This window comes from Synechococcus sp. MU1611, from assembly GCF_020514255.1.
Taxonomy (GTDB): domain Bacteria; phylum Cyanobacteriota; class Cyanobacteriia; order PCC-6307; family Cyanobiaceae; genus Parasynechococcus.
The window spans coordinates 204592-229427 of the sequence record NZ_VTLC01000003.1; the positions used below are offsets into that span (position 1 = coordinate 204592).

General features: G+C 61.3%; 25 protein-coding genes. 10 read left to right on the forward strand and 15 right to left on the reverse strand.

The window, feature by feature from the left end; genetic code table 11:
• Positions 1–63 precede the first annotated feature (63 nt).
• Positions 64–906 (reverse strand): creatininase family protein, encoded by an 843-nt coding sequence (locus FZZ92_RS07835; protein ID WP_226422957.1) that lies wholly within the window; start codon positions 904–906, stop codon positions 64–66.
• Positions 907–980: 74 nt separating this feature from the next.
• Here FZZ92_RS07835 and FZZ92_RS07840 point away from each other — a divergent pair, with 74 nt between their 5' ends.
• The 4 genes from FZZ92_RS07840 (at position 981) to FZZ92_RS07855 (ending at position 4607) form a co-directional block, all read left to right on the forward strand.
• Positions 981–2228, forward strand: coding sequence for a S1 RNA-binding domain-containing protein (locus tag FZZ92_RS07840; RefSeq protein ID WP_226422958.1), 1248 nt, complete (start codon positions 981–983; stop codon positions 2226–2228).
• A complete protein-coding gene (locus FZZ92_RS07845; protein ID WP_226422959.1) occupies positions 2225–3109 on the forward strand; it encodes a Tab2/Atab2 family RNA-binding protein in 885 nt (294 codons plus the stop codon). The genes FZZ92_RS07840 and FZZ92_RS07845 overlap by 4 nt, the downstream gene beginning before the upstream one ends.
• A gap of 11 nt (positions 3110–3120) precedes the next feature.
• Positions 3121–3909 (forward strand): peptidoglycan editing factor PgeF, encoded by a 789-nt coding sequence (pgeF, locus tag FZZ92_RS07850; protein WP_226422960.1) that lies wholly within the window; start codon positions 3121–3123, stop codon positions 3907–3909.
• 83 nt (positions 3910–3992) lie between these two features.
• Positions 3993–4607, forward strand: coding sequence for a hypothetical protein (locus FZZ92_RS07855; protein WP_226422961.1), 615 nt, complete (start codon positions 3993–3995; stop codon positions 4605–4607).
• Between the two features lie 144 nt (positions 4608–4751).
• On the opposite strand, the gene FZZ92_RS07860 is transcribed toward FZZ92_RS07855, so the two are convergent.
• The 6 genes from FZZ92_RS07860 to hemH are packed head-to-tail and all read right to left on the reverse strand — an operon-like array spanning position 4752 to position 11243.
• Positions 4752–6419: an NAD(P)/FAD-dependent oxidoreductase gene (locus FZZ92_RS07860; RefSeq protein WP_226422962.1), complete on the reverse strand. Its 1668-nt coding sequence runs from the start codon at positions 6417–6419 to the stop codon at positions 4752–4754.
• Between the two features lie 22 nt (positions 6420–6441).
• Complete coding sequence (locus FZZ92_RS07865) at positions 6442–7629, reverse strand: amino acid ABC transporter substrate-binding protein (RefSeq protein ID WP_226422963.1); 1188 nt, start codon at positions 7627–7629, stop codon at positions 6442–6444.
• 33 nt (positions 7630–7662) lie between these two features.
• Positions 7663–7887, reverse strand: a complete 225-nt coding sequence (locus FZZ92_RS07870; protein WP_115095142.1) for a GIVxVP protein — start codon at positions 7885–7887, stop codon at positions 7663–7665.
• Complete coding sequence (locus FZZ92_RS07875; RefSeq protein WP_166016885.1) at positions 7880–8227, reverse strand: nuclease; 348 nt, start codon at positions 8225–8227, stop codon at positions 7880–7882. The genes FZZ92_RS07870 and FZZ92_RS07875 overlap by 8 nt, the downstream gene beginning before the upstream one ends.
• Positions 8224–10011, reverse strand: coding sequence for a biosynthetic-type acetolactate synthase large subunit (ilvB, locus tag FZZ92_RS07880; protein ID WP_226422964.1), 1788 nt, complete (start codon positions 10009–10011; stop codon positions 8224–8226). Before ilvB ends, FZZ92_RS07875 begins: the two co-directional genes overlap by 4 nt.
• 56 nt (positions 10012–10067) lie before the next feature.
• Positions 10068–11243 (reverse strand): ferrochelatase, encoded by a 1176-nt coding sequence (gene hemH, locus FZZ92_RS07885; protein WP_226398801.1) that lies wholly within the window; start codon positions 11241–11243, stop codon positions 10068–10070.
• A gap of 72 nt (positions 11244–11315) precedes the next feature.
• Between hemH and FZZ92_RS07890 the strand changes: the two genes are divergently transcribed.
• Genes FZZ92_RS07890 through cobO form a run of 3 tightly spaced genes read left to right on the forward strand, consistent with a single transcriptional unit; the run spans position 11316 to position 13812 of the window.
• Entirely contained in the window at positions 11316–12467 is a 1152-nt protein-coding gene (locus FZZ92_RS07890; protein WP_226423015.1) for a site-specific integrase, read from the forward strand.
• A 25-nt stretch (positions 12468–12492) separates the two neighbouring features.
• A complete protein-coding gene (locus tag FZZ92_RS07895; protein ID WP_226422965.1) occupies positions 12493–13125 on the forward strand; it encodes a class I SAM-dependent methyltransferase in 633 nt (210 codons plus the stop codon).
• A 21-nt stretch (positions 13126–13146) separates the two neighbouring features.
• Complete coding sequence (gene cobO / locus FZZ92_RS07900; RefSeq protein ID WP_115023938.1) at positions 13147–13812, forward strand: cob(I)yrinic acid a,c-diamide adenosyltransferase; 666 nt, start codon at positions 13147–13149, stop codon at positions 13810–13812.
• Positions 13813–13830: 18 nt separating this feature from the next.
• Here the strand turns inward: cobO and FZZ92_RS07905 are convergent, their stop codons facing one another.
• Positions 13831–14025 (reverse strand): hypothetical protein, encoded by a 195-nt coding sequence (locus tag FZZ92_RS07905; RefSeq protein ID WP_115023940.1) that lies wholly within the window; start codon positions 14023–14025, stop codon positions 13831–13833.
• 83 nt (positions 14026–14108) lie between these two features.
• Here FZZ92_RS07905 and pyrH point away from each other — a divergent pair, with 83 nt between their 5' ends.
• The 3 genes from pyrH to FZZ92_RS07920 are packed head-to-tail and all read left to right on the forward strand — an operon-like array spanning position 14109 to position 16554.
• Positions 14109–14822 carry a UMP kinase gene (gene pyrH / locus FZZ92_RS07910; protein WP_115023942.1) on the forward strand — a complete coding sequence of 238 codons (714 nt, stop codon included), beginning with the start codon at positions 14109–14111 and terminating at the stop codon, positions 14820–14822.
• Between the two features lie 41 nt (positions 14823–14863).
• Positions 14864–15412, forward strand: coding sequence for a ribosome recycling factor (frr, locus tag FZZ92_RS07915; protein ID WP_226398799.1), 549 nt, complete (start codon positions 14864–14866; stop codon positions 15410–15412).
• Positions 15409–16554 (forward strand): geranylgeranyl reductase family protein, encoded by a 1146-nt coding sequence (locus FZZ92_RS07920; RefSeq protein WP_226422966.1) that lies wholly within the window; start codon positions 15409–15411, stop codon positions 16552–16554. The genes frr and FZZ92_RS07920 overlap by 4 nt, the downstream gene beginning before the upstream one ends.
• Here the strand turns inward: FZZ92_RS07920 and FZZ92_RS07925 are convergent.
• From FZZ92_RS07925 to FZZ92_RS07955, 7 genes are all read right to left on the reverse strand, one after another.
• Positions 16551–18029 carry a deoxyribodipyrimidine photo-lyase gene (locus tag FZZ92_RS07925; RefSeq protein WP_226422967.1) on the reverse strand — a complete coding sequence of 493 codons (1479 nt, stop codon included), beginning with the start codon at positions 18027–18029 and terminating at the stop codon, positions 16551–16553. The two genes, FZZ92_RS07920 and FZZ92_RS07925, sit on opposite strands and share 4 nt — an antisense overlap.
• Before the next feature lie 38 nt (positions 18030–18067).
• Complete coding sequence (locus FZZ92_RS07930; protein WP_226398796.1) at positions 18068–19456, reverse strand: MFS transporter; 1389 nt, start codon at positions 19454–19456, stop codon at positions 18068–18070.
• 58 nt (positions 19457–19514) lie between these two features.
• Positions 19515–19898 (reverse strand): Crp/Fnr family transcriptional regulator, encoded by a 384-nt coding sequence (locus FZZ92_RS07935; RefSeq protein WP_226398795.1) that lies wholly within the window; start codon positions 19896–19898, stop codon positions 19515–19517.
• A gap of 87 nt (positions 19899–19985) precedes the next feature.
• On the reverse strand, positions 19986–21158 hold the full coding sequence (locus tag FZZ92_RS07940; protein WP_115023950.1) for a transaldolase: 1173 nt from the start codon (positions 21156–21158) through the stop codon (positions 19986–19988).
• A gap of 47 nt (positions 21159–21205) precedes the next feature.
• Positions 21206–23011: a penicillin-binding protein 2 gene (locus tag FZZ92_RS07945; RefSeq protein ID WP_226398793.1), complete on the reverse strand. Its 1806-nt coding sequence runs from the start codon at positions 23009–23011 to the stop codon at positions 21206–21208.
• A complete protein-coding gene (locus tag FZZ92_RS07950) occupies positions 23011–23499 on the reverse strand; it encodes a hypothetical protein (protein WP_255614171.1) in 489 nt (162 codons plus the stop codon). Before FZZ92_RS07950 ends, FZZ92_RS07945 begins: the two co-directional genes overlap by 1 nt.
• A gap of 3 nt (positions 23500–23502) precedes the next feature.
• Positions 23503–24765: a type II CAAX endopeptidase family protein gene (locus FZZ92_RS07955; RefSeq protein ID WP_226398792.1), complete on the reverse strand. Its 1263-nt coding sequence runs from the start codon at positions 24763–24765 to the stop codon at positions 23503–23505.
• Positions 24766–24836 lie beyond the last annotated feature (71 nt).

Below are 24836 nucleotides of genomic sequence, written 5' to 3' on the forward strand. Positions count from 1 at the left end.
ACCGCTTCAGTGGGACCGACAATAACCAGTGCCCCAAGAGTTGGGGACACATGCGTCCAAAGTTCAGGACTTGGGGGCGCCATTTGACGGGTTGGTGAGCAGGCTTTGGGAGGGGGGCCAGTCACTTGCCATAAGGGTCTGAAAACGCGCCTGCCAATGGCGAATCAGACGTTCCTCCAAGCGGCGGCCCAGATCTACCGATGCCGGACGCGCATCCCCGATCACTCCCGACACGCTGAGATCGTCGGTGAGCCAAGCGCAGGGTGCCGCTCCTTCGAGGCTCCACCCTTCCGGCGGTTCCTGAGAGGAGCCAGACGATACAAGTCCATCCACAGGACGGTCTGAACCGACCAGGTCTGGCTCGAGCTGCAACATCAAGCTGGTTTCGGCTTGCCCGGCATGCAGACCATGGAGCAACTCCTCTTCTGGCATCAGATCAGCCAACCCTTCCACACCACTCCAAAGGAAACAGGGAAGAACAGCCAGCGACGGGCAGCGGGCCCGCAGCTGTCGGGCCGCAACCTGCAACAAGCCGATTTGGCCGCCGTGGGCATTGAACAGAACGAGGCGTTGCATCCCCATCGCCGCCAATTGCATGCCCACCTGGTCGACCAATTCCAGAATGAGAGGAGCCGAAAGGCTGAGAGTGCCAGAGAAATTCTTGTGCTCGGGGGAAAAGCCAAGGGCCTGACAAGGCAGCCGCCAAAGCGGCAGAGCTGGATCAAGCCCGAGCAGAACCGAATCAAGGATGCTTTCAGCGAACACTGCATCCGTCGACAGCGGCAGGTGAGGTCCGTGTTGCTCACAGGCTCCGAATGGCCAGATCACCGTGGCACCAGGCCTGGTGGCAGCATTTCTGGCCTCGGGCCATGTCAGCTGATCAAATCGCTTTTGGAGCTGGTCCATGGAGTTGCACAGGCATGGGGATGCTGATCCCAGCCCAGCCTGTCAAAATGGTCGATCGATGACCCCCATGGTCCATGCCCGCAGCCGGCAGTCCGCAGCCCAACCGCCCCAAGGCACCAAAGCCGGCAGCGACCAAACCGCTGCAGGTCATGCAGATTAATCGCCGTGAAGAGCAGGAACAGCTCGCACGGGAGGCAGCAGAAGCGCGCGCGGCAGCCGAAGCAGCGGCTGAAAAAGCACGAATCCTGGAGGAGCGGGCTGGTATAGCCATGCCGCCAAAGCCGGCCCAACAAGACGGAAGAACGTCTCCCAGCACGAACGATGACGCCCGGTTCGACATGGGTGCCATGGAAGGCATGACCATGGCCGACTTGATGGGTGCGCCTGATCAGCAACCCAAGAAGGAGCAGCGCAATCAACCGCGCAGCGTTGATGATTTCGATTTCGATGAAGAAGCCTTCCTCGCCGCTCTGGACGAGAACGCTCCTGTGGGCACGACAGGGGAGGTGATCAAGGGCACGGTGATCGGTATCGAAAACGATGGCGTGTATGTCGATATCGGCGGTAAAGCTCCTGGCTACATGCCCAAGAGCGAGGCAGGCCTTGGCGTTGTGACCAACTTCCGGGAACGCTTCCCGAAAGGCCTGGAAGTCGAGGTTCTGGTGACCCGTGAGCAGAATGCTGATGGGATGGTCACGATCAGCTGCCGCGCCCTGGAGCTGCGCAAGAGCTGGGACCGGGTGAAGGAGATGGAGAAGCAGGGGAAAGTCGTTCAGGTCATTGTGAATGGCTTCAACCGCGGCGGTGTCACCTGCGATCTCGAAGGACTGCGCGGCTTTATCCCCCGCTCACAACTCCAGGACGGTGAAAACCATCAAGAGCTGGTGGGCAAGACCATGGGAGTGGCCTTCATCGAGGTCAATTCCGAGACACGCAAGCTGGTGCTATCCGAGAAACGTGCTGCCGTTGCTGAACGGTTCCAGGATTTGGAAGTGGGGCAACTGGTGGAAGGGCAGGTTGCAGCGGTCAAGCCCTATGGCCTGTTCATTGATCTCGGAGGCATCAGCGGTCTGTTGCATCAATCGGCGATCACCAATGGCAGCCTGCGTTCGATCCGTGAGGTCTTCGATCAGGGTGATCGGGTGTCGGCCCTGATCACAGAACTGGACCCGGGACGGGGACGCATCGGCCTCAACACAGCACTGCTGGAAGGCCCCCCCGGAGAGCTACTTATCGAAAAAGACAAAGTGATGGCTGAAGCAGCCGATCGCGCCAGCCGGGCACAAAGCGTTTTGAAGCAGCAGGAGCAATCCGCCGGATGAGCACTGCTGCCCTGACAGCCGCTGAGGACTGGGAACTTGACTTCTATTCCCGACCGATCCTGGAGGCCGATGGCCGAAAGCGCTGGGAACTTCTGATCACCTCCACCCCTGCTGTGAGCAGCGACGCACCACCGTTTCGCTTCGCCAAGGTTTGTCCCTCCGGTGAGGTGAATTCACTGTGGTTAAGCCAAGCCCTAGCGGAAGCCAAGGAGGCATCCGCCAGTGGGGGCTGGGGATCCCCCGTGCGCCTGCGTTGCTGGCGCAGTTCAATGCGAACGATGGTGCAACGGGCCGCCACCGAACAAGATCTGGAAGTGATTCCAAGTCGCCGCACCTTCGCCCTGCTCGATTGGCTCCAGCAGCGCGAAAGGGAGGTGTACCCACAGGATGAGGGGTTCATGGCAGGACCACTCGCCCCCCCGCCGGCCCCCGTTACGACGCCACCGGTACCCCTGCCGGAAGAGGTTCAAGGGGATGCCTGGAGCTGGGCCGCCTTGCCGGCGAGCCTGCTGCTGGAGGCATCGGAATGGCCAATGAGTTTCAGCGGGCTTCTGCCGGTGCCCGATGGCATCGATCCCGATGCTTCCGTGCCTGGTTTACGCCTGTTCAGCCAAAGTCGCTCCCTCGCCATGGCGGGTTGGTTGGGGGGTCTCGAACCAGTGCGCATGGTCGTTGAAGACCGGCAGCTGGTGCTGGAAGCCGGTCAGGACGACCGCTGGCTGGTGAGTGACCTCGAATCGGGTGTTGCCACTGAAATCGCCGAAGCCCTGATGACCTCGCAACAGCAGGTGCGCGGCCTGCAATTCATCGCCATCCAGGCCAGCCCCGAGGAGCAGACCTTTGGCGGCTTCTGGATGCTGCGGGACATCCCGATGGCCTGATCGCAAGGCTGATGCACGACGGGCCTTTTGATCGACCAGATAGCCGCTTCAACACGTTGAAGAACTGGACCTGGATCGGTTGTTACGGGGGCTACTACCTCCAGAGCGATCTGCTTCACGAGCACGGCTTTGAGCACGGCTTCTTCACACGGCTCTGGCAGGGCCGCGGGCCCGACCAACTGGCGGGCTACATCAGCGCGGGCATCAGCGTCCATCGTCCCCAGCAGGTCCATAGCGGAATCGTTCTGAAGGCCAGCGAAGCTCGTCAGGATCCCTGGCCCGAGGCCGACGGCCTGGTGAGTGATCGCGGAGGCCAGAGCCTCTGGGTGTGCGGTGCGGACTGCACGCCAGTTCTGATTGCCGATCCCGGCACCGGGCATGCCGCTGCCTGTCATGCCGGCTGGCGTGGGGTGGCCGCTGGAATCCTGATGACGGCCCTCGATCAGCTGTTGGAGCTGGGAGCCCGTCGAGAGGATCTGGTCATTGCCCTAGGCCCTGCCGTGAGCGGCAAGCGCTATCAGGTGGGTGAAGATGTGGTGGAGGCCATCACTGCCGCGATTCCAGGGGATGCTGATCTCCATGAGAGCGAAGCCCTCCTGCCGGATGAGCAGCCGGGGCGGCATCGCTTGGACATCCGCGCCGCTGCCAGGGTGCAACTCCAGAGCGCAGGAATCGCCGGCGAACGGATCGCCCACTGCCCGCTCTGCACCTTCAGTGAACCCGAGCTGTTCCATTCCTGGCGACGGGATCAGGTGAAAGCCGTGCAATGGAGCGGAATCGTGGCGCAAGCCCCAACTTGAGCAACGCCAATCACGGCTAAAGGGCTAAGGCTGACGAATTTCCAACTACGAGCCAATTTGAAGAAAGCATTTCAGCTTTCACGATGTTCCAATCGATCCTTCGCCTGGGTTTGGCGAGTGCAGTCTCCCTCGCCCCCCTGATCGCCTGTGCCGGCGCCGCTGATGCACAACCATCAGTAATGTCGGAAACCATCAGAGTCGGCGAAGTAAAAGCTGCACAAGACACATGGTGTGGCGCTCTCGTTGCCATCAGCACAGCACACGCTGAAGGGGGTCTCGCTAAATCCAAGCCGCTGTCTAGCGACATCATTGATGCGGCCTATGCGTATCAATTTGGACCAGTCGCTTTTAAACCCACTTGGGCTTATGGAAAAAAGACCTTCCGCACAACAAAAGACGGTGCTTTGTCATATTTCATCGGTGACGATCCAAATTACAACGACCCTGGATTTGGCATTGGATCTCCCGGTGATGGGAATTACCCTAACTTGAGCAATAGGAGCCCTTGGGTCAAGTGCACACCGGAAATTTTTGCCATCCAAGTATTTGGGAATACAGCTAATTCGATGGGCTGGGTGCATTTTGAAGCTGCAGACGGAACAACTTCTAAAGTCGACAAAACCTTTTCTTATGTTCGAGACGATGAAGGAAATCTACGCATAACAGTTCACCACTCATCAACACCCTTTTCCTGGTAGATTTAAAATTTTTATTTGGCGAATCAAGAAACAAACTCCTACCCGTTGGCAACAACGGGTTTTTCTATATCAGCAAGTATCAAGCTCAGTATCTTCCTCGGATGAATGCAAAAGCTGAGAGATCTGAATGAAACTTCGTTGCCGTTAGCAGCTCTCAACTTTGTCCATCAACAGCTGTCGAGCCACCGCTTCAGCGGCCCGGATGCCATCGATTCCGGCCGACAGGATGCCGCCGGCGTACCCCGCCCCTTCACCCGCCGGCACCAGCCCCCTCACATCGAGCGATTCCAACGTCTCATCCCTGGGAATCCGCACCGGCGATGACGTGCGGGTTTCGACGCCCGTCAGTACGGCATCGGGGTGGTCGTAGCCCTTCAGCTTGCGGGCAAAGGCCGGCAACGCTTCCCGCAAGGCCTCAACGATGGGAACCGGCAGCAGATCGTTCAGGTCGGCCGGGTGCACACCCGGTTGATAGGACGCTGGGATAGCGCCAAGACGGGTTGACGGACGGTCAGCGAGGAAATCCTCCAGCCGCTGCGCCGGGGCGGCATAGCTTCTGCCCCCCAGTCGAAAGGCACGCTCTTCGAGCTCACGTTGAAGGGCAATCCCCGCCAACGGATCCCCGGGGAAACGTTCAAACGGTGCAAGGTCGTCTGCTTCCAAGGCCACGACCAAACCACTGTTGGAGTTGCGCTCGTTTCGGGAATGCTGGCTCATGCCGTTGGTCACTACCCTTCCCTCTTCCGAGGTCGCACCCACCACAAATCCACCGGGACACATGCAGAAGCTGTAAACGCAGCGTCCGTTCTCAGCATGGTGGACCAACTTGTACTCGGCAGCCCCGAGGCGAGGATGACCGGCCGCCTCCCCCCATCGGGCTGCATCGATCAAGTGCTGCGGATGCTCAATCCGCACGCCAACCGAAAACGGTTTGCGCTGCAGTTGCACGCCGATCTCTTCCAGCATTTCGAAGCAGTCCCGCGCCGAATGACCGGGAGCCAGCACCAGATGGCGGCAGGGGATCTCCGTGCCATCCGCCAGCACCAATCCTTCAAGTTGATGCGGCTTGTCAGTGACGCTGGCCCTGAGCTGGAGACGTGTCACGCGACTGTCGAACCGCACCTCGCCTCCCAGGGCTTCAATGCGAGCCCGTAGACCGCGCACCACGGTGGCGAGCTTGAACGTGCCGATATGGGGCCGATGCAGCGTCAAGATCTCCTCGCTGGCGCCACAGGCCACCAGCTCCTCCAGCACCTTGCGCCCGTAGTGCTCAGGATCGCTCACCTGGCTGTAGAGCTTGCCGTCCGAGAAGGTGCCCGCGCCTCCCTCACCGAATTGGGCGTTGGATTCCGGGTTGAAGGGGCTGGTTCCTCGCCAGAAGCCGAAGGTCTGCAGGGTGCGCTGCTTCACCGACTGCCCCCGCTCCAGCAACAGCGGCCGGAAACCCATCTGCGCCAAAAGCAGGGCAGCAAAATAGCCGCAGGGGCCTGCTCCCACCACCACCGGCCGATCGACCGGATCCAACGGGAAGCCATCAGGGGCATTGCCGACAGACCGATAGCGGGTATCCGGCGCAAGACGAACCCGTCCTTTGTTGCCGATGCGCCGCAACAAGGCAGCTTCACCCTTCACCTGCACATCCACGCTGTAAATCAGCTGAATCCGATCGCGGCGACGCGCATCCACACTGCGCTTCACCAGGGTCTGGCCTAGGAGTTGATCCGGCGGAATCCGCAGGCGCTTGAGCACCGCCTCCCGCAGGGCCTCCTCCCCATGATCCAGGGGCAGCTTCAACTCACTCAGGCGCAGCATCTCGAGGTCGTATCCCCAGACCTCATTCGATCAGACCGGCAATGGCCTGACCTGACGGAGCCTGGCCGGCACGAAATCGGGAATCACTGGCAACGGCCTGAAGACGCAGGCGCTCACCGCGGCGCCGCTGATCGAAGGCCTCGCAAATCGGGACTGCCTCCTGATCGGGATCGAGCCAACCCATGGCATCGTTGGTTCCATCATCGGACAGCTGCAGCGGTGCTGCATCCGCCAGAGCCAACAGCCTCGCCGTATCGAAGCCGGCACCGGCGAGCAGAGAGGGAGCCGTGCCGGTGTGCTGCTGGAAGTTCTCTTGGAAGTCAGACCAGGCGTCCCCACGAGCTGGGTGCCGCAGGCCAAGCTGTTTCCAAGGAACCTCGGGAGCATCCTGCAGACCTTCAGCCTCAGTGAGCCAAATCCAGTTCGGCGTTCGCGGTGCCCCACCGCCGAAGCGTCCCTGCTGCTGCTCAGCCCGCAGCTGTTGCGAGAGAGGGCCATCGGGGGCATCAGCAACCACAACAGTGGGCACCCACGACCAGGCCATGTCGTCCTTGAACCGTTGCAGACGCCGGTCGTTGCTGGGATCCACCCGCTGAACCGGCTCGGCTTCGTAGCTCTCAACAATGCCGCCAGCGGCCTGGAACAGTTCAACAAAACCCTTGGAGCTTGTGGACTCCAGGGCTGACGGGGCCTCCACCACCATGGCCCGTCCCCAACCGGCCTCCATCGCCGCCGCCACCATCGCTTTCAGATCCTCCTGTTGGGAGGGAACCAGCGGCCAGAGCCGTTCACGGCCTTCGAGGCCACGCAAGGTGTCCAGAGACTGCCCCCGCTGAAAGGGCAACAGCACGGTGAGATCCCGCTCAACCGCCAAAGCAGCAAAGGTCCGCAAATCCGCAGACGGGGGTGCCACCAGCAGCTTGAGTTCGCTGGATGGCATCAACTGCGCCTCAGGCGCCTCGCCGGAGTTCAGCCCATGCCACGCCACCGGGGGGAAAGACTCACCACAGGCCTCCACCGAAGACTGGCCGAGACGAAAGCCCTGCAAGAAGTCCTGCCGCAATGCAGCATCGCGATGGCCCATCGGCAGCAGCACCGCCAGCCGTGGGCGACTGAAGCCACTGGCGACCATGGATTGGCAGCCAATCAACGTCGCCGCAACAACAGACCATGACAGCCAAGGCCAGCATCGCCACTCAGGCTTCGACATGGAATCGGAGGGAAGCAACCCGATTCCCGCAAGTTAGGGAGAGGGATCAGACTCGTCTGGTTTTGTCACAGAGGTCTCAGACCCGCCTCCCAACTGGGACAACCAACCGGCCAAAAGCAAGCCAACACCGAGTCCGATGGCCAGGGGGCGATTTTCGGCGGCGGCTCCCTGACCCCACACGGCCGTTGCCAGAAAAGCACCGCCCAACAGAAGGCAAGGCACCAGCACAATGCCTCGGGCGACTCTGTTATCAGCCATCGACCCCACAGCTGTTGACAGCCAAACCGGCGGCAATCAAGCCACTGCTGAGGTCACGTTCAGCACCGATTGGCGTCACCCGAGCCATGAGCTGACCCTCGCTGGAACCGACCGGTCGGAGATTGACCCTGCGCCGGCGCGGCAGTTCTTTACGCAACCAGGCGGTCGCTTCGGCTTCGTGGCTCACATCAACGGATGTACAGGCCAGGGAAACGGTGTAGGTGCGGTTGTGATCGCCGACCTGAAGCAGGGAGCTGCTGCGCACCTGAAGCACCTCAGCGGCCTGAACCGGAACTGCCCAAAGCAGCAGCAGCAATCCGGTTAAGACAAGTCGAATCAAGGGGTCGTGGCATTGAGAACCGGCATAGGGGCCGGGAGGCCCACCATTTCAGCATTGCTTTTGCCGGGGGGAACCATCGGATAACAGTTCTCACCGCGGCGCACGTGGATATCAATCAGCATCGGGCCGGGGGCCTTCAAAGCGGCCTCCAGGTCAACGCGCAAGGTCTCCCGCTCGCGGATGTGCACGCCGTCCACACCGAAGGAGCGGGCAAGAGCAACGAAGTCCGGCATGCCATTGAGCATGTCGGAGGCTGAATAGCGCTCGTCGTAGAAACTCTCCTGCCATTGGCGCACCATGCCCTGCCAATGGTTGTTGACGATCACCACCTTCACCGGGAGGCTGTAGGCCGCCAGTGTTCCCAGCTCCTGAATGTTCATCAGGATGCTGGCGTCACCGGCAATGCACACCACTTGACGATCGGGGCAAGCCACCTGGGCGCCCATCGCGGCCGGCATGCCGAAACCCATGGTGCCGAGACCAGCACTGCTGATCCAGCCGCGGGGACCATTGCGTAGGTACTGGGCGGCCCACATCTGGTGCTGCCCCACATCCGTGGTGACGATGGCATTTGGAGCCAGGTCGCGAACAGCCAGCAGCACCTCCTGGGGATACAGGGGACCCTCCGCAGGAGGAACGGTGAGTGGATAGGTCTGTTTCCACTCGGCAATGCGCGCAAGCCAGGGAGCGGTGCGTGGTTGCACCTGCTGTTGCAGGCTCAGCTCCACCAACCGCGCCACGCTCAGGCCCAGATCACCCAGCACCGCCACCTCAGGACGACGGGTCTTGCCGATCTCGGCCGGATCAATCTCAAAGTGGATCACCCGGGCCCGAGGGGCAAAGGTATCGAGCTTGCCGGTGACCCGATCATCAAAGCGGGCGCCGACGGCAATCAGCAGATCGCATTCGGTGACGGCGAAGTTGGCGTAGGCCGTACCGTGCATTCCGAGCATCCCTACGGATAAGGAGTCGTTCTCATCGAAGACACCCTTGCCCATCAAGGTGCTGGTTACGGGGATCTGGAAGCGCTCTGCGATGACGCGAAGGCTGTCGTGAGCACCAGCAGAGATCGCACCACCCCCCACGTACAGCAGGGGGCGCTCCGCCTCCATGATCAGCTCAAGAGCTGACAGGATCGGCTCATCCCGCGGTGGCTGCGGCTTGCGAAAGCCCTGGGGAACAATCGACCCAGGCTCAACGGGCACATAGTCGAACATCTCCTGACCGACATCCTTCGGGACGTCGATCAGGACCGGACCCGGACGACCACTTGCTGCGATCAGAAAGGCCTGGGCAACGATGGACGCAAGATCGGCTGGATCCCGCACCACCCAGGAATGCTTCACGATCGGCAGGGTGATGCCAAAGATGTCGGTCTCCTGGAAGGCATCGGTGCCGATCGCCGGACGGGGCACCTGACCGGTGATCACCACCATGGGCACCGAGTCCATCTGGGCGGTGGCGATGCCAGTCACCAAGTTGGTGGCACCGGGACCGGATGTGCCAAAGCAAACGCCCACCTTGCCGGTGGCGCGGGCATAGGCATCGGCAGCATGGGTTCCAGCCTGCTCATGTCGCACCAGGATGTGCTTGACCCACCCCTCGCTCTCGGCGATATGGAGAGCGTCGTAAATGGGAAGAATCGCCCCGCCGGGGTAGCCGAAGATCGTGTCGACGCCGTGACGTCGCAGTGCATCCATAAGGGCTGTGGCCCCGGACATTCTCAGCCCACCGTTACCTGCCTGCTGCCCAGTGACGGCCGAGGACGCGGAGGTGAGAGTCACAGGGGCGACAGGTCAATGACCCTCAAGATTAAGGGCCGGAAGCGCCCCTGGCTCAATCAGAGCAATCCGAGGGCATGAAGCGGCCCTTGACCACTGATCAACTCGAGCAGAAAAGCCGAAAAACCAACCATGGCCAGACGGCCGTTCCAGACTTCCGAACTGTTGTTCCAACCCCATTCCCACTTCTCCTGGGGATACAGCTTCACCTTGGTGGGCAGTTCCGCCGCCGCATCCAGACTCACTTCAGGACCCTGCAGGCTGCTGCTCACCAAATCAGCAAGACCTTCAATGAAGGGGGTATAGGTATCGAGAGCCCGCACGCGGCGGAAATTCACCACACCAGCTTCAGTGGCCAACTCCCGGTATTCGATATCGATTTCCTCGAGCGTCTCGATGTGCTCGCTAACGAAGCTGATCGGCACCACCACGAGATCATTGGTCTTGGCTTCGCCTAATTCTTCAAGCGCCTCTTCCGTGTAGGGCTTCAGCCATTCCACCGGGCCCACACGGCTTTGATAGGCCAGGGTGAAGGGGTTGTCGTGGCCCATCTGAACGGACAGTTCCTTCATGATCAAACCCGTGCAGGCTTCGATCTCTTTTTGGTAGGGGTCGCCAGCCTCTTCGACGTAGCTCTTCGGCACACCGTGAGCACTGAAGAACACATGGGCTTTGCTGGGATCATCGCTATTGCGGACTTCTTCAGCGATCAGCTCGGCCATGGCTTTCACATAGCCCGGGTGATCGAACCAACTGCGGATGCAGCGAATCGGCAGCTTCTCAAAGGAGGGATCTGCCTGACGCAGCCGCTGCAGCTCACGGAAACTGGAGCCACTCGTGCTGATCGAGAAGTGGGGATAGAGGGGGAGCACCACCACCTCATCCATGCCGTCTGCCTTGATGTCCGCTACAGCGGATTCCGTGAACGGGTGCCAGTAGCGCATGGCCACATAGCTGGTGGCATCGATACCGCGCTGCCGCAACATGCTCTGAAGCTCTCGGGCCTGCTGCTCTGTGATCCGGCGCAGCGGTGATCCGCCACCGATGGAGCGATAGGCCTCCTGCGACTTGCCACTGCGCAGGGTGCTGATCAACCAGGCCAGTGGCTTCTGCAGCGCCGGGCTAGGCAGCCGAATGATCTCCGGATCGGCGAACAGGTTGTAGAGGAAAGGCCCAACATCCTGGATACGCTCCGGGCCACCCAAGTTCAACAGGACGACACCGACGCGAGACATACCGAGCAGAACGGTTTTAGGGGGTTGAGCGTAGCGGCCATCGACGCGATCCTTGACGTCGACGACACATTTATGGAGCTCAAAAGTGCGCTGGAGACCGCCAATGCGCAGCTGGCGGAACGGGGGTCACGACTGCGCATCGAACAGCGGGGTCGACGGCTGAACCTGCGCGGGGCTCTGCCTCTACGCGGGGATCCGAACCGCAGCAGCTTGCAACGGATCAGTCTGGGGCTGACGGCAGATCCAGCCGGGCTGAATCAAGCCCTCAGCACCGCAGCCCTAGTGCAACTGCAATTGGAGCAGCGCAGTTTTGATTGGACGCTCTGGTCGGCCCCAACGTCAAGCAAAGCCAAGAGCCAATCCATTGGAATTCAGGCCGCACTCAAGAGCTTCGAAACAGCATTTTTTACCGACCCGCGTCGACGTCGCTCCCCAGCGAGCAGCCGCACCACCTGGACAAGCGCCTATCTGCCCTACCTGCGGCGCCTGGCCCATCAGAGCGGTAATCAGCAGCTGGAGCCAGCGCTACTGATGCAGACGTTGACCAGCTACGACGACGGCAGCCGCAGCCGCCAGCAGTGCGCCACGGCCCTGGCGGCCCTTGCCCGGCATCTGGAGCTGCCCTTACCGGAGGACTGGCGCCAGGAGGCCGGCGGCTATGGCCTGCACCGGGCCCGCTTCCGCCAACTGCCCACCGACCCACAGATCCTGGAGGCCGCAGGCCGCATTCCCAATCCCCAGTGGCGCCTGGCCTATGCCTTGATGGCCACCTACGGCCTGCGCAACCACGAGGTGTTCTTCTGCGATTACTCCTCCCTGGCACCGGGTGGCGATCAGGTGTTGCGGGTGCTGCCGACCACCAAAACCGGTGAACATCAGAGTTGGCCATTCCACCCCGACTGGGTCGAACGCTTCGGCCTAGGGGAGCTAGCGGAGAACCCGGCCGCCCTGCCGGCGATCCAGACCGATCTTCGTCGCACCACCCTGCAGCAGGTGGGACGGCGGGTGAGTGAACAGTTCCGCCGCTATGACCTGCCGATTACGCCCTACGACCTGCGCCATGCCTGGGCCGTGCGCACCATCCATGTCGGCCTACCGGACACCGTCGCCGCCAGGATGATGGGCCACTCGGTGGCGATCCACACCCGCACCTATCACCACTGGATCACCCGGCGTGACCAGCAGCAGGCGGTGGATGCAGCCCTGGCCCGTCAACCGGCCTGACCACACACCTGACTGAATTAAGACGATGACGTCGTTTCTAAGGCCACTGGCCTACCGCTACCGCTGGATCTACGACGCGGTAACGGCGGTGTCATCCCTGAGTGTGGGAGGGGTGGACCGCCTGCGGGCTCTAGGGCTTGATGCCTTGCAAGCCCAGCTCAAGCCAGGAGCCGCAGTGCTTGATCTCTGCTGCGGCAGCGGCGAAGCAGCAGCCCCTTGGCTGGCGGCAGGCTATGCGGTGACCGGCCTGGATATCTCTCCTCGCGCCCTGGATCTCGCTGCCCAACGGCACCCAGGCCTAAGGAGAGTGGAGGGGCTGGCCGAAGATCCGCCGCTGGCCGATGGCAGCTTCAACGCGATCCAGATGAGCGTGGCCCTGCACGAATTTCCCCGCAGCGATCGGGAGCAGGTGCTGCGCAGTGCCCTGCGGCTGCTGAAACCCGGCGGCTGGTTGGTGGTGGTGGATCTGCACCCGGCTGGGCCCTGGCTGAAGCTCCCCCAACAACTGTTTTGCGCCCTGTTTGAAACCGACACCGCTACCGCCATGCTGGAAGACGACCTCCCCGCTCAACTGGAGCAACTCGGGTTCAGCGGAGTGACCCAGGAGCTGCTGGCGGGACGGGCCCTGCAGCGCATCACCGCCACTCGCCCTCGATAACCCCAACACAACCCTCCTTCCATGAGCAATCACGACCTCGACCAATCCGCCGCGGAACTGGGCATGGGGGGCAAACTCGCCCCCGAAGCGGATGACGCCGGCTATCGCAAACGGATGGAACGGCGCCAGCAGGTGCAGAAGCAACGGGTGGAGGAACGCAACAAGGAAAAAGGCTTGGTGCTGGTGTTCACCGGCCAGGGCAAGGGCAAAACCACCGCGGGCCTGGGGCTGGTGCTGCGCACCTTGGGCCATGGGGAACGGGTGGCAATTGTTCAGTTCATCAAGGGGGGCTGGGAGCCCGGCGAGGCGCGGGCGCTGAAAAGCTTCGGAGAACAGGTGAGCTGGCATGCCCTCGGGGAGGGCTTCACCTGGGAGACCCAGGACCGGGAGCGGGACCAACAGTTGGTGGAGGCGGCTTGGCAGACAGCCCTCGGCTATCTCCGCGATGCCAGCGTGAAACTGGTGCTGCTTGATGAGCTGAATGTGGCCCTGAAGCTCGGCTACATCGAGGCCGACTCAGTGATTGCAGGATTGAACGAACGACCGGAGCTCACCCACGTGGCGGTGACCGGCCGTGGAGCACCGGCAGCACTGGTGGAGCGAGCCGATCTAGTGACCGAGATGACCCTGGTGCACCACCCCTTCCGCGAGCAGGGGGTGAAGGCCCAGGCGGGCATCGAGTTTTGAAGGGTTGATCAGCTCGCCTCAGGCCGCTTCAGCAGCCTCGAGATCGTCCTGCAGACAACGGGTGGCCGCGATGAGCACGGAGAGTCCACTCACCAACAGGGCGCGATGCACAACAGGTTCCCGCCAGCAGTCGGGATCATGACTGGCTCGTTCCAGAGCCGAGAGGGTGAGACGGGCCATCACACCGCTCTGGGTGGCATCGGTCTCTGGCATCAAGCGGCCGCGGTTCACCCATCCAAGCGGCGATCTGAGGCATGTGCCAGTGCTTGCTACTGTCAGAAGGATCTGGACCGTTGATGACCTACACACGCGTCCTGCTGAAACTCAGCGGCGAAGCTCTGATGGGATCTCAGGGCTACGGAATTGACCCCGCCATTGTTCAGTCCATCGCTTCCGACGTTGCCAAGGTGGTTGCCAATGGCACTCAGTTGGCCATTGTCGTGGGCGGTGGCAACATTTTCCGCGGGCTCAAGGGTTCTGCAGCAGGCATGGAACGGGCCACAGCCGACTATGTCGGCATGTTGGCCACAGTGATGAATGCCATCACCCTCCAAGACGGCCTGGAGAGAGCCGGCGTGCCCACCAGGGTGCAGACCGCCATCGCCATGCAGGAAGTGGCGGAGCCCTACATCCGCCGTAAAGCCATCCGGCACCTGGAAAAAAACCGGGTGGTGGTGTTCGGCGCGGGTTGCGGCAATCCTTTCTTCACCACCGACACCACCGCCGCCCTCAGGGCTGCTGAGATCAACGCCGATGTGGTGTTCAAAGCCACCAAAGTGGATGGGGTCTACGACAAAGACCCTGCCAAACATGCCGATGCCGTTAAACACGAGCACCTCAACTATCAGGATGTGCTTAGCGGTGAACTGGGCGTCATGGACAGCACAGCCATCGCCCTCTGCAAAGACAACAACATCCCGATTGTTGTTTTCAACCTGTTCGAACCTGGCAACATCGGCAGAGCCGTGGCAGGGGAACCGATCGGGTCCCGCATCGGCGCTCCCGCCTAACAACGCACCCCCCAGCACGCACGCCTCCACCCCCAGCAACCATGTCGACCCAGGACCTCGAAGCCAGCATGCGCAAGTCGTTGGAGGCCACCCAGCGCAACTTCAACACCATCCGCACCGGCCGGGCCAATTCCTCGCTTCTGGATCGAATCAGCGTGGAGTATTACGGCGCCGAAACACCGCTGAAATCGCTAGCCACCCTATCGACACCGGATTCACAGACGATCCAGATACAACCGTTCGACATCAGCGCCCTCGCCTCGATCGAGAAAGCGATCGCCATGAGTGAACTTGGCTTCACTCCCAACAACGACGGCAAAATCATCCGCATCAACGTGCCGCCCCTCACCGAGGAGCGCCGCAAGGAGTTCTGCAAGCTGGCGTCCAAGTACGCCGAGGAAGGCAAGGTTGCCCTGCGCAATCTGCGCCGCGACGCGATCGACAAGATCAAGAAGCAGGAAAAGGAGGGTGATTTCTCGGAAGACCAGAGCCGCGATGAGCAAGACAGCGTTCAGAAAACGCTCGACAAGTTCATCAGCGAACTTGAGAAGCACCTGGCCACCAAGGAAGCCGACATCCTCAAGGTGTGAGCAACGGAGTGGATCGGACCCGCGATGTTCTGATCATCGGGTCCGGTGCAGCCGGTGGTGCCGCAGCGGCCCATCTAGCGGCAGCCGGTCACGACGTACTCGTGCTGGAACGCGATGCTGAGCCTCGGATCAAGCCCTGCGGCGGAGGCATGGCCGCTTCGGTGCAGCAGTGGTTCCCGTTTTCCCTGGAGCCGGCGGTGGAGCAGGTGATCCGCCGCGTTGACTTCAGTTGGTGTCTGAAAGATCCGGTGGTGGCCGAGTTGCCGGGGGATGCGCCGTTCTGGATCGTGCGCCGCGAAAGGCTGGATCAACTACTCGCGGATCAGGCCATTCAGGCTGGGGCTGAACGCCTTACAGGCGTTGAGGTCAATGACATCCGTCGTCATGGAGACGTCTGGCACATAACGGCAACCAATGGTCGCCGTTGGAACGCTCGGGCCGTGGTGATCGCCGATGGTTCGGGATCACCCTGGCCGCAACGGCTTGGTCTTGGCGCAAAACAGCCCCAGATGGCCACCACCATGTCGGTGCGGTTGGAAGGGCAAGGCAACCTGGCCGATGGCACCACCCGCTTTGAATTCGGCCTGGTGAAGCAGGGCTTTGCCTGGGCATTCCCAATTGCCGGTGGCGTGAACATTGGCGTGGGCAGCTTCATCGGCAGGCAGGACGCTGACCCAGAGCAGGTGCTGGCTCAGTTGCTGCCGGATCTGGGCTTCGCTGCCGATGCTGGCATTCGTCAGCGCGGCCAACTGCGGGTGTGGAACGGCCATCACCGTCTGGACGGCAACGGCATTGTTGTGGTGGGCGATGCGGCATCCCTTTGCGATCCCTTTCTGGCCGAGGGGTTACGGCCTGCCCTGATGAGTGGCTGCGAGGCGGCTCGACATCTCAACCGATGGCTCAAAGGCGAGAGTCAGGATCTGCGGAGCTACAGCCGCGCCATGCGAGAACGCTGGGGGGAATCGATGGCCTGGGGTCGGCGTATTGCTCAGGTGTTTTATCGCTTTCCTGGTGTGGGATATCAGCTGGGGATCAAACGGCCCACCGCACCCCAACGGATTGCACAAATTCTCTCCGGGGAGATGGGCTATGGCGACATCGCCCAACGGGTGATCAAGCGGCTGCTGCTGCAGCGCAATTAAAGACCGAGGCTGAGCTGCTGGCTGTCGTTGTCTGGCTGCTGTCGTTGGCGCCTGCGGCGAGCCGTTGTTGGCTTTAAGCCAGCCTTACGCGAGCCATGCTTGCGCTGAATCGCATCGGCATGCCGATCGAAACCGGCCGATCGACGAATCTCCCAGATGCGATCTTTGGCGTCCTGCATTGATGAGGTCACGTCAACGATCGGTGCGGGCATACCGCCGCCGAGCATCCACGGCTCATGGATATGAATCGCGGGCACATCCTTGAGTTCAGGACACCACTGACGGATGAACACCCCCTGGGGATCGTGGTCCATGCCCTGCTTGATCGGGTTGTAGATCCGAATCGTGTTGATTGAAGTGCTGCCCGACTGCATCTGGCACTGGCTCCAATGGATTCCCGGTTCGTAATCAACAAACTGGCGGGCAAGGTGCAGGCCACTATCCCGCCAGGGCAGCCAGAGGTTGTAGCTCGCGAATGACATCAACATCGCCCGCATACGGAAGTTGATCCAGCCATGGGCCCGCAAGGCGCGCATGCAGGCATCCACAAAGGGGACGCCGGTGCGGCCTTCACTCCAGGCCGACAAGCGCTCGGCATCCGACTCGCGAATGCCCCGCATGAACGGATGGAAGTCGCTGAATTCAATCGCCGGCTGATCCTCCAGCTTCTGGATGAAGTGGCAGTGCCAATGCAGACGTGATTCAAAACTGCTGACGCCCCGGCCGCTTTGGTGGCGACTGGTCTGCAGCACCTCCCTCATCGAGAGGCAACCCCAGGTGAGGTAAGCCGACAGACGCGAACAACCGGTGAAGGCGGTGTTGGGGCTCGACATCGCCCGTTGATAACGCGGGGCACGGTGCTGCAGAAAATCACTCATCTCCCCCAGGCCGACCGACCGACCGCCGGTCTGCCGATGCGGACACCGATCCGACGGCAGGGCTGAGCAGGGGCGCTTTGGGATCACGCCGGGATCAATACCCTCCAGCACTTGCAATGCAGCTGGCGCTGGCGTGATGGGATCCGCCATTTGGGCCTCCCAGCGCTTGGCCCAGCCGTTGCGGCTGCGCATCCGGCGCGTCACCCCAAACTGCGGGATTTCCGTCCAGGCGATGCCGTGCTGACGGGCCCAGGCCCCCACACGTTTGTCGCGCTGAAAGGTCCAGCCGTTGCCGGTTTCCTCATGGCTCCACAGCCCATCGATGCCGAACTGGCACCGGGCCCGCTCCAGCACCTGCACCACATCGCCTGCCCGCACCACCAATGGCTGCCCCAGATCAGCCAGAGCCTGGCGCAACTCCAGCAAAGCCTCCCGGCAAAACAACCATTGCCGCTCGGAGGCATCGGGCTGCCGCCACAACTCCGGCTCAAATACATACAGCGGCAGCACCGACCCGCGTTCAGCGGCAGCCCGCAAGGGCCGGTGATCAAGCGTGCGCAGATCACGCTTGAACCAAACGATCTGCAGCGCTGCCATTCACAGCCCGACAAGAGCTCAGGTTCTAGTGGATCCGTTCAATCCAGCGCCAATTCCATGACCTCCCCGAAGCGGGTTTTCACCGTGTTGCGGAAACCGACCACATCCAGGCGGCGCGTCAGCAATGCAGCGCAAAGGAAACAAACCATCTGGAGGGCAAACACCCCGCCATAGGCAGCGAACAAATCACCATCGCTCCAGGCTTGGAACAAGCTGAGCAGACCGCCTCCACTAATGATGGCGAGGCCGCAGGAATAGGCATAGCCCGCACCCCAGATTCCGAGGAGCAAGCCCGTGCGGCCTGGCTGCACAAAACTGAACATCAGGGTGAGGCAGGCATTCATGCACACCCCCAGCGATAGACCAAACAGGGCAACCCCTACGCGCAACAGGGGGATCGACTGCTCAGCCCCGGCCCACAACATCAGCATCAAAGCCAGTGCAGCCAGCACCGCACCCACCCGGGCGGTGCTGATGTTGCCGACGCGCTCAATCAACCAGAACCCACTGAGCCCCAAGCCACCGAAGAAGCCCAGGGCGATCAACACATTCAGCGATGTGGTGGCGCAGACACTCATGCCAAAGACGGCGGCGCCGTAGGGCTCCAGCACCGCATCGTTGAGGAACATGCTGAAGGTGAACAGGCACAGCACCCCAAGGAAACGACCGGCCTGGGGGATGGACCGCAGTTTCAAGAGCAATTGGGGCAAGGCCAACCGCTGGGGAACATCGGGGGGGGCCGCCCCCACAGGCGCCATCAAGCCTGTGGTGCGGCGTTCCACGCCGAACACCGACGCCACCCCCAGCCCCAGCAGCACCAACGGCGTCACCAACGACAAACGCTGAAGTCCGGCCAGAACAGCAGTGCGGCTGGCATCGGCCGCACAGGCATTGCCGAACACCTGATTCACCAGAACACTGCCCAGCAACACCCCCAGAAGGCGCATCCCCCACACCACCGACAGCACCCGCGGCCGCTCGGCTTCCGTGGTGCGATCAGCGATCAAGGCCGAAAACGCTGTTCCACCAGCGGCAATGGCCGTGCCAATCGCCACAAACACGAGGATCAACAGGCCAATCAGCAGCCCATTGAGCTCACCGCCAGAAGCATCCATGCTGGTAGCCAACCGCAGCACCAGCTGGCAGGCCACACCGAACAACAGGGCAATCGCCAACGAGCTGATGACGATGAAAGGCGTACGCCGCAGCCGGCTGGGGGGGATCCGATCAGAGCGATGGCCGAACCAGGCGCGGGTGAACCCCATCAACTGCTGCCCCCCGACAGCCAAGGCCGCCAGCACCGCCGGCAACTGGATGTCTTGAATCAGGAGACGGTTCAGCAGGCCAAGGATCAGGACACCAAGAATCCCAAGACTGAGCTGGAACAAGCCCAGTTGCAGAGCCAGACGCAGGGGATGGCTTTGCAACGAGCCATACAAAAACTTGCAGGATTATGCCCTTTTCGCATAAAAAGCGACCCGGAGCTCATCCCTCGGCCAACTTGATGTCTCGCAAGCGGGCATCGATCGACGCGAGAAGCTGCACCGCAAACATCGGTGTCTCCTGAACCGCAAACAGAAACTTGTCGCGATTCATGGCAATCAGCCGGCAATCACTGGTGGCCGTGGCTGTGCTCAGACGCTCATGGTCCTCCATCACGAGGGCACCTGCGCCAAAAACATGGCCAACAGGGATGTCTTCATGCCCTTCATGGCCTGTCGAATCGATCCAGGTGAGACGCACGGATCCTTCCAGTAACCCATACATGCAGGTTCCGGTTTCCCCCGTGCGAAACAGAATCTGCCCCTGCTTCAGATGGATCACTTCGGCCTTGCTTGCCAAAGCGCGCATGGTGTCGAGCGCATGCATGGGAATGAATCGTTGACCGAAAAATCAAACGTGAATGAAAGGAGAAGCGAGGCTCGCTTCTCCTCAGCAACAGATCAGACGACGGACTCAGACGGAGGTCAGTGCCAGAGCAGCGCCAAAGCCTTGGCGAACGTCTTCCTGGGAGATCAAACCATCATGATCCTGATCCAGCGCATCGAAGATGGCATCACTACCAAGCCATTCATCGCGGGTAATCGACCCATCACCGTTCATGTCGTTAAGCATGAAGATCTCTGAGACAGCGTGGCGGAAGGCGGAGCCACCCTCCAGTTCCGCAAGACGATGGGCCAGCTGATGCTCCAGGGTTTCAATCGCCTTACTGAAACCTTTGATGCCCTCAGTGAGTTTGTCGGTGGCCATCCGGTCGTCATGCATCAACGCATCGAACTTGGCGCGATCAACGTGGATCTTGTCCTCACCCCCGCTGGAATGGGCCGCATCCAACTTCTGGGTTAGGGCTGCATCACTTTCGCGGAGCTGATCCAGCAACTTGGGTGAAATCGTGAGCAGATCACAACCGGCCAGCTCCGTGATCTCATCGATGTTGCGGAAGCTCGCCCCCATCACCTCCGTGCTGTAGCCGTGGGTCTTGTAGTAGTTAAAAATCCGAGTCACAGAAATCACCCCGGGATCTTCCGGCCCGGGGTAAGAATCGCGCCCGGTTTCAGCCTTATACCAATCCAGGATGCGCCCGACGAAAGGGGAAATCAGGGTGACGCCAGCTTCAGCGCAGGCCACCGCCTGCCCGAAGCCAAACAGCAAGGTGAGATTGCAGTGAATCCCCTCTTTTTCGAGCACCTCGGCAGCTTTGATGCCTTCCCATGTGGAGGCGATTTTGATCAAAACGCGATCGTTGCTGATGCCGGCATCGTTGTACAAACGAATCAACTTGCGCCCTTTTTCAATCGTGGCGTCGGTATCGAAACTCAAGCGAGCATCCACCTCCGTTGACACACGACGGGGAACGATCTTGAGAATCTCCTTACCGAAGATCACACTGATTTCGTCCAGGGCTTCCCGCACCACGTCTTCCACCGGTGCATCGCTGCCCATCAGCTTGCGCGATGACCGCAGAGCCTCATCAATCAGGCTCTGATAGGCCGGAATCTGGGCGGCCGCAAGAATTAATGACGGGTTGGTGGTGGCATCCCGAGGGGTGAACTTACGGATCGCCTCCAGATCACCCGTGTCGGCAACGACCACGGTCATTTGTGAAAGCTGATCGAGCAGGCTGGCCATGATGTCGACGGCTCTTTACCCGTAACGTAGCGACGCTTTTTGATGCGTCAGCTGTTCAAAAGCTTGTTCAATTCAGCAGGTTTTGAGGGTGCAATGCGCTCCACAACCAGCAGGGCCTCAATGATTTGTTTGGCGACGGGAATGGCCACGGTGGATCCGTAAGCATTTTCACCTTGGGGCTCATCCACCACCACAAACACCACGTAACGGGGATCCTCAATCGGCAAGGTCGCCACGAAACTGCAGATTTTCGCGCCGGGAAGGTAAATCCCATTTAGGGCTTTTTGGGCCGTTCCCGTTTTGCCGCCGATCCGGTATCCCGGTGTTTTCACACCCTTGCCGCTGCCCTGCTCCACAACAGATTCCATCCACTGGAGCACCGTGCGGGTGACCTCTGGCTTCAGCAGCTGCTGACCGCTGGGTGCCGCCGCGGGAGCCAAAGCATCACCCGAGCGGAAGCCACGCGTGATGTGGGGGCTGATCAACTTGCCGCCATTCGCCAGCATCGCGTGGAGCTGCACCAGTTTGAGCGGTGTGAGTGAAAAACCCTGGCCAAATGCCGTCGTTGCCGGCTCAATCGGCTGACTGGTGAACTGCTCTTTGCTCTTGAGTTGGCCGGCCACCGCACCAGGGAGGTCGGTATCTGGACGCTGATCGATGCCGAGACGCTGCATCCAGTTCCAGTAGGCGTCATCGTTAAGACGGCGCATGGCCTGGACCATGCCGACATTGCTCGACACCTGCAGCACGGTGGCGAAATCCACGAGCCCATTGGCACGCTTGTCGTGGTTAAAAATCGGCCAACCACCAATGGTGAGCTGGCCAACGTCATTCACCCGATCCGTCGGCTGGATGGCGCCGTCCTGGAGCGCCAAAGCCAGATTGATCGGCTTGAACGTTGATCCCGGCTCATAGAGATCCTGAACGGACCATTCCCGAAAACGCCCGGTGGGGAAATCCCAGTACCGGTTGGGGTCATACGTGGGTGTCGATGCCAGCACCAACAGCTCACCATTGGTGGCATCCATCACGATCGCGGCGCCCTTTTGCGCTTTCCACTTAGCGACCTGCTCAGCCAGGGCGGTCAGAGCCACCTGCTGGAGCCTGGAGTCCAGCGTCAACTGCAAACGCAAATCGTCGCCGTAAAAGGCACCCGGGGCGAGATTGGCCGGCAACGGGGTGCCATCGGCTCCTCGACGGAGATATCGGGTCTGCTCATGGCGGGCAAGATCACCATCACGGCTCTGCTCAAGGCCTGCTTGAGGTTGCCGCTCCGCATTGAGAAAACCGACCACATTGGCGAACAACGATGCCTGGGGATAAACCCGCTGGGGATAGGGCTCCAAATCCAGGCCACTGATGCCGAGAGCACCGATGCGATCAGCTGTCTCAGGATCAAGCTCTTCGGCAAGTTTGATCCCCGACGCCTGAGTTCCCATCGCTTCAAGTAGCTCGGACGCGGGGCGGGCTAACGGATCAGCCAACACCGCTGCAACATCCTCAACAGGGCGGACAGCATTGGGGGCATCTCCAGGCATGTTGAAGTAACGGGGATGGGCCCAAAGCCGAAATCGCTTTTCATCCATGGCGACCAGGCGGCCGGTGCGATCGACGATCGGGCGCCGCTGCCCCAGAGGCTGGGTGCGCTGCGTCTGCAGTTGACGGGCACGCTGCTCCAAGGCTGGAGCTTGCACCAACTGCAGCCATGCCATGCGACCGATCAGGCCCAGCAGCCCTGCCGCCAAAATCCAGAAAATGATCAACAACCGCTTCGGCGGAACCTGCGTCAGAGGAACGACCCGTGCGCGGGAACGTCGCGAACGAACAGGTCGACGCCCTGACGACCGCGTCATCAGTACCCCGACCTAATGGGCTGATCTCCCAGCTCCTGAAACGAAACCATCGGAGAGGGAGTGGTCGGCTGGAGCGAATGGGAAGCGGGTCGATCGAGATGAACCAAGTTGGCCACCTGGGTGGGCACAAGGCTGTTCGGTTGTTGGGAACGTTGCAGCAGATGCTGTTCCATGACAGCAGTTGATTCCGTCAATCGATGCGCCTGGGTGTGTGTCGCCTCCAGAAGGCGGTAAGCCAGGGTCCAGCGATGCTGCCAGTGCAACGTCAGTCCCGCCAGAACAGCAACTGCCGCGATCAAGCCAAGCAGAGTGCCGTCCATCAAGCGATGGAGTCCCCCAAGGAGAGGGGATCGTCGTGCAATCCGTCCAGAGGACAGTGAACCTTGGATCAGCTCAAAAGCTGTGGTCGATGCACGCTGTTCCGGAGCGGCAACCACCGGGATCACAGGCGAATAGGCCAGTGAACCACCTGTGGAAAGGCGGGGCAAGGCTCAGAGCAGCAACAGATTCAAGAACGTCACTGCATTCCAAAGGCCATGCATCAGCACTGACGGCCACAACCGTCCGCTGCGAAGCCGCACCAACCCCAGCCCAACCCCGAGCACGGTGAGGGGTGCCAGCTCTCCAACACTGATATGGGCCATGGCAAACAACAGGCCACTGAGCAAGACACCCGCTAGGGGACCAAACCGGACCGCCAGAACTGGCAGCAGGGCGCCGCGAAAAATCGTCTCTTCGAAGAGCGGAGCTAGCACAACCGCTGTCAGAGCGAGCAAGCCGAGAGCGATCGGATCATGGCTGCCCAGCACCAACTCCAGCAGCGGATTGCTCCCCCCTGGATCCCCCACCAAGCGCACGAGCAACCATCCCGTGAGCATCACCAGGGGGGTCACCATCAACCAACCCGCCACTGCATCCAGCAGAGCGGAGATCAAAGGCCGCAGCCGCCACTGCATCCAGCCCAATGGTGGCGCACTCTGCTTCGGCAGGGCCCGCAATTGCCGCCAGAGGATCAGCAGGCTTGGCAGGGCCATCACGCCGTAGTTGATCACCACGCCCACGGCTTCACGGCGGGGACTGGCAAGCCCAGCCGTGAGGGCACCGACCAAGGGGAACGCCACCAATGGGACGCCAACGGCACTGATGACGACGAAGCCACCGGCCACCAACAAGGCCATATCAATCAAGGTCAGGTCCGGACCCTGAACCACTGGCCAGGCCATCAGACGCCCCCGCACCAGCCGCCAGGCCTGACCGATCAGCAGCAGACCACCGAGCAGGGCGGTCACCAGGGGCAGCACCGTGCTGAACGCCAAACGCAACGCCGCTTGGCCCGCCGCTGCACCATCAATGCAGAGCCCCGGATCAGACGCGCTGACTTCGCACAGCAGCTGCTGGAGCAGGGGATCTTCGGGTTCGCGTTCACGGTCTGCAGAGGCAGGAGTCTGGCCCTGCAAGAGCAGGAGCATCCGTTGCTGCCGCTCACTGCGATCCTCGGATGAGATCCCCTCCAGGGCTTTGATCAGCGCATCCCGCGGCGACTCCCCCAGCAAGGCTTCTCTCAACGAGGACGGCACCGCTGGCTCCGCCAGGAGCGTCAGCTCCTGCTGCTGAAGGCTCAGGGCCGGAGCCACCGATGGTCTGGACAAACTGTCAACCAAGCCCGACAGCCAGATAAAACCGGCCAGGGCCAGGGATAGGGCCGCCAGAAGCCCCTTCCAGCGCGGGGAAACCGGTCGTGGGGAACTGGGCACCAGCTGGCGTCAACTCCCCACGATTGTCCCCCCGAAAGGCCGCTTCCATACGATGGCCGCGCCCTGACGCT